Consider the following 7,950-nt stretch of genomic DNA (forward strand, 5'->3'; position numbering starts at 1 on the left):
TAGCACCACGAGGCACACGAGGGGCCGGGGAGGACACACCTCCCCGGCCCCTCCTCCACCCCGCTCCATACGCCAGGCCTGCCGAACCGTGTAGACGATGTGCTCGCCGGCACGACCCGCCACGCTCACACCAGGAACCGGTCCGGAGTCAACGGCAACTCACGCACCCGGGTGCCCGTCGCGTGGAAGGCGGCGTTGGCCACCGCCGCCGCGCTACCGACGATCCCGATCTCACCGACCCCCGCCGCACCCAGGGCGTTCACATGCGGATCCGACTCCTCCAACCACTCCGCATCCACCCGACCCACGTCCGCGTTCACGGGCACGTGGTACTCGGCCAGGTCACCGTTGACCACGTGGCCGAACCGAGGATCCACCACGCCCTGCTCGTGCAGGGCCATCGACATCCCCATCACCATGCCGCCCACGAACTGCGACCGCGCGGTCCTCGGATTGATGATCCGCCCCACGGAGAAGACCCCCAACATCCGCGGCACGCGCACCTCACCGGTGTCCACGTCGACCCGCACCTCGGCGAAGTGGGCACCGAACGAATACAGCGCGTACCTCTCCCGATCCGGGTCCTGCGGTGTACCGGCCCGCGACCGCGCCCCGACTGCCGGATCGTTCCCGTGCTCCTCGTGAAAGACACGAGCCGCCGCCACCAGGGCCGAACCCCACGAGGAGATCCCCGACGAACCACCCGCCACACTGGCCGAGGGCAGATCCGTGTCCCCGATCCGCAACCGCACGCGCGCGGTGTCGCACCCCAGTGCGTCGGCGGCGATCTGGGTGAGGGCCGTCCAGGTTCCGGTGCCCAGGTCGGCGGCCCCGATGGAGACCGTGTAACGCCCATCCGATTCGTGGACGATCTCGGCCTCCGACCCCGGCATGATCAGTCTCGGATAGGTGGCGGCGGCCATCCCGGTGCCCACCCACCGATCGCCGTCCCGATGCGCCCGGGGCCGAGGATCCCGATCCCACCAGCCGAACCGCTCCGCGCCCCGACGCAGGCACTCCACCAGGTTCCGTCCCGACCAGGGCAGACCGCTCTCGGGATCCCGCTCCGGTTCGTTGCGCATCCTCAACTCGATGGGGTCCAGACCACAGGCGTAGGAGAGTTCGTCCATCGCCGTCTCCAGCGCGAACATCCCCGGCGCCTCCCCGGGCGCACGCATCCAGAACGGGATCGGCGCGTCCAAGGGGATCAACCGGTGCGACGTTCGACGAGCGGGCGACGCGTACATCATCCGCGAGCACGCACCGCTCATCTCCGCGTACTCCTTGGCCCGGGAAGTCGCCTCCACCACGTCGTGGACGAGCACACCGAGCCGGCCGTCCGCCGAGGCGCCCAACCGGATCCGCTGCCGCGTGTCCGGGCGGTACCCCACCAACGAGAACATGTGCCGTCGCGTCAGCGCGAACTTCACCGGACGCCCGGGCAGGGCGCGCGCGGCCAACACCGCCACGACGTTGTGGGCGTGGGCCGACCCCTTGGAACCGAACCCGCCACCCACGTGCGGGGAGATCACCCGCACCCGCTCGGATGCGAGCCCGAAGACCTCCGCGACGGTCCCGCGCACCACGTGCACACCCTGCGTGGAGTCGTACAGCGTGAGCCGATCGGGACCCTCCTCCCACAGCGCGATCGTGGTGTGCGGTTCCATCGGATTGTTGTACTCGCGCGGCGTCAGGTAGGTCCGGTCGATCCGCACCATGGCCTCGGTCAGGGCGCTCTCCACATCGCCCTGTTCGGTGTCGGCCTCCACCCCGGTGTCGTCCGCACTCGGCCGATAGGTCTCCCGGCCGGGCACCGACGGATCCACCTGGTGGTGGTGGACCTCGTAGTCCACGACCACCAGATCGGCCGCCAGACGCGCGGCCTCGGGACCGTCGGCGACCACGGCGGCGACGAACTGGCCGCGGAAGTACACCTCACCATCCTGCAGAACGGTGAACTCGCGGTCGTCGGTCCGAGCCAGGCGCGGAGCGTTCCACGGGGTCAGGACCGCCCGCACCCCCTCGACCGCCTCGGCCCGCGCCGTGTCCATCGAACGCACCCGCCCCCGGGCCACGGTCGAGAGCACCGGATGCAGGTACAGGGCGCCCTCGAAGGAGTGCTCATAGGCATAGGGGGCGGTGCCCGTCACCTTGGCCCGCCCCTCCAACCGTTCCATCGGCACACCGATGGCCCCGGTCCTCGCGCCCGTCATCTCGCCACTCACCCGTTCACCCCCGTCAAAGAGCGCAGCACCGCCGCGCAAGTGTTGATCGCCAACGGCACCTTGAAGGCGTTGTCCCGGCCGGTACGCGCCTCGGCGAACTCGGCCTCGGCCGCCACCCGGAACGCCATCTCGGTCACCGGTCGACCCCGCAACACCTCCTCGGCCCGCCGGGCCCGCCATGGGGCGTGGGCCACGCCACCGAAGGCGATCCGCGTGTCCGTGATCTGTCCGCCCCGCACACGCACCAGCGCGGCCACCGAGACCAGCGCGAACGCGTAGGAGGCCCGTTCACGTACCTTGCGGTAGGCCGACCGGGCTCCTTCCTCCGGCGCCGGCAGTTCCACCGCGGTGATGAGTTCGCCGTGTTCGAGAACGGTGTCGCGCTCGGGTTCGACCCCCGGCAGACGGTGGAAGTCGGCCAGCGGCACCCGACGTTCGCCCGACGGGCCCAGCACACGCACCTGCGCGTCCAAGGCCAGCATCGCCACCGCCATGTCGGAGGGGTGGGTGGCCACACACTGTTCCGAGGCGCCCAGAACGGCGTTGTCGCGCCCATGCCCCTCCAGGGCCGAACAACCACTGCCCGGTTCACGTTTGTTGCAGGGGGTCGTGACGTCCTGGAAGTAGACGCAACGGGTGCGCTGGAGCAGGTTCCCGCCGGTCGTGGCCATGTTGCGCAGTTGCCCCGAAGCCCCGGCCAGCAGAGCCGAGGAGAGCAACGGATAGCGGCGGCGGATCAACGGATGGGCGGCCAACTCGCTGTTGGTCGTCCCCGCACCGATCCGGGCCCCACCCCCGGGCAGTTCCTCGACACCGTCGTCGACCACCTCCCGCACGTCCACCAGGGCCGTGGGCGAGGTGATCCCCAGCTTCATGTGGTCGACCAGGTTGGTGCCGCCGGCCAGGAAGGACGCGCCGGGGTCGTCGGCGACGGCCGCGACCGCCTCGGCCGCGTCACCGGGACGGGAGTAGGCGAACGGGATCATCGAAGGACCTCCCCGATCGCGCCGACGATGCCCGGATAGGCGCCGCAACGACAGATGTTGCCGCTCATGCGCTCCCGGATCTCGGCTTCGTCCATCTCCACCGGAGCGTCCAGGTCCTCGGTGACGTGGCTGGGCCACTCCCGCTCGGCCTCGGCCAGCATGCCCACCGCCGAACAGATCTGCCCCGGCGTGCAGTAACCGCACTGGAAACCGTCGTGGTCCAGGAACGCCCGCGCGACCGGATGCAACTCGTCACCCCGACCGAGCCCCGCGGCCGTGGTCACCTCCGCGCCGTCGTGAGCGACGGCCAGGGCCAGGCAGGCCAGGACGCGCCGCCCCGCCAGGAGGATGGTACAGGCGCCGCATTGGCCGTGGTCGCAGCCCTTCTTCGGCGAGTACACCCCCAAACCGTCGCGCAACGCGTCCAGCAGTGTGGTGCGGGTGTCGACGGTGAGCTCGCGGCGCTCACCGTCCACCGTCAAAGTGATCGTGGTGTCCAAGGCCGGTTCCTCCCCAGAGCGGACGGGTCCCGTCCCCACGGGTTACCGCACAGAGCACCGGCCAAACGGTCGGAACGTGTCGAGCCACCAGGTTTTACCGGCTCTTGCCGGGCGGGCCGGGATCAATCGGTACGGCGCGCGTTGACCCTCTCGGCCAGGGCGTCCAACAACTCGTCGGCGATCGGGATCCTGCGCAGCTCCTCCGGCCCCGGCAGCGGCACCTGAGCACGGTCGCCCAGTTCACGCACCTCGCTGTGCAACCGCTCCATCGTCTGGTCCAACCGATTCGCGGTCTCGGCCGCCGTCCGCAGCTCGTCCAACAACTCCTGGGGCACCGACTTGGCGTACTTGTAGTAGATCTTGTGCTCCAGACTCGCCCAGAAGTCCATCGCGATGGTGCGGATCTGGATCTCCACCGGAACCTCGACGGTCCGGTCCGACATCCGGACCGGGGTGCGCACCAACAGGTGCAGACTCCGGTAGCCGTTGGCCTTGGGAGAGCGGACGTAGTCCCGCTCCTCCATGACCTGGATGTCCTCGTGTCCTGACAGCATGTCCCGGATCGCATAGGTGTCGGAGACGAAACTGCACGTCACCCGGATCCCGGCGATGTCCAAGATCTCCCTGGCGATGCTCTCCAGGTCCAGCGATACGCCGCGCCGGCGCGCCTTCTCCAGGATGCTGGCCGGTGACTTGAGCCGAGAGTCCACGTGTTCGATCGGATTGTGGTCGTTGGTGTAGCGGAACTCCTCGTTGAGGATGTTCACCTTCGCCATCAGGGTGTCGATGGCGAACTTGTAGGACAGCAGGAAGCGTGTGACGTCCTCGCGCGCCTCCGACAACGCATCCGATACCTCTTCCACCACAACAGTCCCCTCGGACACCATGGACCCCCTGATCGCATGTTATACATCGGTGCCGTGGACGGCGCCGAAGCCACCGGGGCCGGTGCCGGCGGGCACCTAGCGCGGCGCGAAGTCCACCTTCGACCACAGCCCTCGGAGCGGGGAGTCATCGCCCTCCCGCACGGAGTCGGTCACGTCCCACACCCGCACCACGGTGCTCTCCGGTCGCACCGCGGACCATCCCGGATCACCGGTGGCGGCGAAGTCACGCCAGGCCGCGACCATCCGCGCCGACAGCGCTCGCAGCGCCTCGTCGGGCTCGCCGTCGCACAGGAAGACCGCCAGGTCACTGTCGAGGTTACCGAAGGCGAACGGCAGGTCGAAAGCGTGGCAGGCGCCCAGTCTGCCCTCCATCGTGCGGCTCTGGGCGGCGAAACGGAAGAAGTGCGCACGGCCCCCGGCCCGGGCCTGCGCCTCGGCCACACGCACCGAGTACTCACAGAACATGGCGTCGCCACGGATCTCGTTGAACAGTCCGCGTAGTGAGACGTCGGGGTACACCGACCGGTAGACGCCCACGGCGTCCTCGCCCAATCCCAGATGGGCGGCGGTGGCCGCCAAGGCCTCCTCACCGTCGATCTCCACCGACTGGCCGAGCTCGGTGAACAGACGGTACTCCTCCGTGTTGTGACCGACGAGCAGGTCGACGCCGGTGGCGTCGCCGCGGGCGATGGCCGCCAGCGGCTCCTCGGGGAGCTCGGGGCCGCCGACCACCGGCGCATAGCAGGTGAACGCCTTGGTGCGCACTCCCCTGCTCGACGTACCGCTGCCCGACAGGACCACGTCGGTGGCCGCCAGGATCTCCTCCGGGGCCAGCACGGCCAACGCCTCGGCCTCCAACGGCACCCCGGCGGCCTTGGCCACCGATTCCGACACCCGTCGGGCGGTGCCGACGGTGATCGTGTCAGCGGGGACGCTGTGGGCGATGGCGCGCCGGAACAGACCGTGGGCGTCGGGCATGGCCATGAGGCCGATGACGGACCCGGCACCGGCGGACTCACCCGCGATGGTGACGTTGTCGGGGTCGCCGCCGAACGCCGCGATGTTGTCGCGCACCCAGCGCAGGGCGGCGGCCTGGTCGAGCAGTCCCCGGTTGTCGGGGCGTCCGGGCACGTGTCCGAAGCCCTCGAAGCCCAGCCGGTAGTTGACGCTCACCACCACCGTTCCCTCGGCGGCCAGGTGGGAGCCCTCGTAGGTGCCCTCGGCGCCGGATCCGACGATGTAGGCGCCGCCGTGGATCCACACCAGGACCGGGGCCGGGGAGTCGGGAGAGGCGGCGGTCCACACGTTCAGGACCAGGCAGTCCAGCGAGGTGTCGGGGTCCCAGTGCGCGGCACCGATGAGCTGTTCGCCCTGGGGCGGGGGCGGACCGAACCCCGAACAGTCGCGTACCCCGTCCCAGAGGGGGGCCGGGGCGGGGGCGGCGAAGCGGTGCTCGCCGAAGGGCGCGGCGGCGTAGGGGATGCCGCGATGGACCGTGACCCCTTCGGCCCGGGTCGAGGGTGTGCCGCGAACGGGTCCGTTCACGGTCGTCACGATCTGCTCGGCGTCCATGTGGGGGTCTCCTCGGGGGTTCGCGGCGTCCACCCCACCTAACAACGTTAGGTTTGTCCGCGCAAGCCCCGAACCACTCCGACGCCTTCACCAGGCCGGACGCCGCGACCCTGGGCCGAGTGTCCGCGGCGACCCAGGAAGGACCCAGGCGGGGCGCCCGCGCCATCACTCTCCCCATGTCATACCATCTGGTCGGTATGCCTCCCCGATGGAAGGACCCCTCATGCGCGCCATCCAGATCACCGAGTTCGGCGGACCCGAGGTCCTCGTCCCCACCGAACTGCCCGACCCCGAGCCAGGCCCGGGACGACTCCTCGTGGACGTCACCCGCAGCGGCGTGAACTTCGCCGACACCCATCAAGCCGAGAACAGCTACCTGGCCCCCTCCACACTGCCGATGGTCCCCGGCGCCGAGATCGCCGGACGCACCGCCGACGGCCGCCGCGTCGTGGGCCTGCTCAACGGGGGCGGCGGCTACGCCCAGAAGGCCGTGGCCGACCCGAACATGACCTACGAGATCCCCGAGGGCGTCTCCGACGAAGCCGCCCTCGCCCTCATCGTCCAAGGCGCCACCGCCTGGGTCCTGCTGCGCAAGAGCGTGCGCATGGAACCCGGAGAGTCCGTGGTGGTGCACGCCGCCGCCGGAGGCGTGGGCACCCTCGCGGTGCAGCTGGCCGCGCACTTCGGCGCCGGCCGGGTGATCGCGGTGGCGAGCAGCGAGGACAAGCGCGCACTGGCCCTGGAACTGGGCGCCGACGCGGTGGTGGACTCCGCCGCGCCCGACATGACCGCCGCACTCATCGAGGCCAACGAGGGCCGCCGCGTGGACGTCGTACTCGACATGGTGGGCGGGCGCGTCACAGACGAGAGCGTGCGCGCCCTGGCGCCGTTCGGGCGCCTGGCGTTCTACGGCATGGCCTCCCGTGAGGCGCCCAAGCCGGTCCAGCCGGCCAACCTCATGCGCTTCTCCACCACGGTCGCCGGCATGTGGCTGCCGCACGCCTGGATGCTTCCCGGAGACGTGGTCGGCACCGCCATGCGAGAGCTCTTCGCCCTGGTCACCGAGGGGAAACTGCGCCCGATCCAGGGCCGGAGCTACCCGCTGTCTGAGGCCCGTCGGGCCCACGAGGACCTTCGTTCACGGGCCACCACCGGCAAGCTGACCCTGGACACCTCCGCCTGAGTTCGCGCTCTCACCCTGTGTCCACGTCGAGGCCGGTGGTTCGCGGCCTCGACGTGGGGAGTGGATACGCGCGTCTGGAACTTTTCGGGCCGACTCTTCGGGACTTCTGGAGACCAGGACGTTCGTAAATCAATCGCATCGGTCATAATCAAGCGCATGATCGCATCACCTTGACGATGTAGATCTCTCGTAGCCTCTCCGCCGGCCACCACGCCGGCTCCGGTCTCGTCCGTGGCCCGCAGCGCGATGTCCTGACGCCTTCAGCCGTCCTTCAGCCGTCCTTCACCCTGATCCTTCTGCCCGTCCGGTGACGCGGCAGAGCAGAGAGTCGTAGCCGAGCGAGTTCGGGGCATCGTGGCTTGGCGGCTTGGGTGTCTGGGGGTGTCGGGTGGGTGGTGGGTCGTGGGTGGTGGGGCGCTTAAGGTCGCGAGTCTTCCGGCTGTTGGGCGTTGTGTGGGGTGGGTTGGTGGGGCGCCTTGGCTAGAGAATCTGCCGGTTGTTGGGCGGGGTGGGGGTGGGTTCTCCCTCCTTCCCCGCCGCGTGATTGTTGCCGCCCGCACCGTACGCGTCAAGGCAATGTTGAGTTGCTCATCAGCG

Annotated in this window: 6 protein-coding genes; 1 reads left to right on the plus strand and 5 read right to left on the minus strand. The window is 69.8% G+C overall.

Features of this window, described 5'->3' with window-relative positions; genetic code table 11:
- Positions 1 to 125: 125 nt before the first annotated feature.
- The 5 genes from ACWGKS_RS17660 to ACWGKS_RS17680 all read right to left on the minus strand — a co-directional run bounded on the left by ACWGKS_RS17660 (position 126) and on the right by ACWGKS_RS17680 (position 6,170).
- Entirely contained in the window at positions 126 to 2,213 is a 2,088-nt protein-coding gene (locus tag ACWGKS_RS17660; RefSeq protein ID WP_452523217.1) for a xanthine dehydrogenase family protein molybdopterin-binding subunit, read from the minus strand.
- An 8-nt stretch (positions 2,214 to 2,221) separates the two neighbouring features.
- Entirely contained in the window at positions 2,222 to 3,211 is a 990-nt protein-coding gene (locus ACWGKS_RS17665) for an FAD binding domain-containing protein (protein WP_358505462.1), read from the minus strand.
- Positions 3,208 to 3,711 (minus strand): 2Fe-2S iron-sulfur cluster-binding protein, encoded by a 504-nt coding sequence (locus ACWGKS_RS17670; RefSeq protein ID WP_452523220.1) that lies wholly within the window; start codon positions 3,709 to 3,711, stop codon positions 3,208 to 3,210. The genes ACWGKS_RS17665 and ACWGKS_RS17670 overlap by 4 nt, the downstream gene beginning before the upstream one ends.
- Before the next feature lie 122 nt (positions 3,712 to 3,833).
- On the minus strand, positions 3,834 to 4,577 hold the full coding sequence (locus ACWGKS_RS17675) for a GTP pyrophosphokinase (protein WP_358505456.1): 744 nt from the start codon (positions 4,575 to 4,577) through the stop codon (positions 3,834 to 3,836).
- A 96-nt stretch (positions 4,578 to 4,673) separates the two neighbouring features.
- Positions 4,674 to 6,170 (minus strand): carboxylesterase/lipase family protein, encoded by a 1,497-nt coding sequence (locus ACWGKS_RS17680; protein WP_358505453.1) that lies wholly within the window; start codon positions 6,168 to 6,170, stop codon positions 4,674 to 4,676.
- A gap of 223 nt (positions 6,171 to 6,393) precedes the next feature.
- On the opposite strand from ACWGKS_RS17680, the gene ACWGKS_RS17685 reads away from it, so the two are divergent.
- Positions 6,394 to 7,353: a quinone oxidoreductase family protein gene (locus ACWGKS_RS17685; RefSeq protein ID WP_452523222.1), complete on the plus strand. Its 960-nt coding sequence runs from the start codon at positions 6,394 to 6,396 to the stop codon at positions 7,351 to 7,353.
- Positions 7,354 to 7,950 lie beyond the last annotated feature (597 nt).

The sequence above is a fragment of the Nocardiopsis sp. NPDC055879 genome (assembly GCF_053615935.1).

Excerpts from the sequence above, each read along its gene's own strand:
- ACWGKS_RS17660 (WP_452523217.1), bottom strand. The coding sequence starts at position 2,213 with ATGACGGGCGCGAGGACCGGGGCCATCGGTGTGCCGATGGAACGGTTG.
- ACWGKS_RS17665 (WP_358505462.1), bottom strand. The coding sequence starts at position 3,211 with ATGATCCCGTTCGCCTACTCCCGTCCCGGTGACGCGGCCGAGGCGGTC.
- ACWGKS_RS17680 (WP_358505453.1), bottom strand. The coding sequence starts at position 6,170 with ATGGACGCCGAGCAGATCGTGACGACCGTGAACGGACCCGTTCGCGGC.
- ACWGKS_RS17685 (WP_452523222.1), top strand. The coding sequence starts at position 6,394 with ATGCGCGCCATCCAGATCACCGAGTTCGGCGGACCCGAGGTCCTCGTC.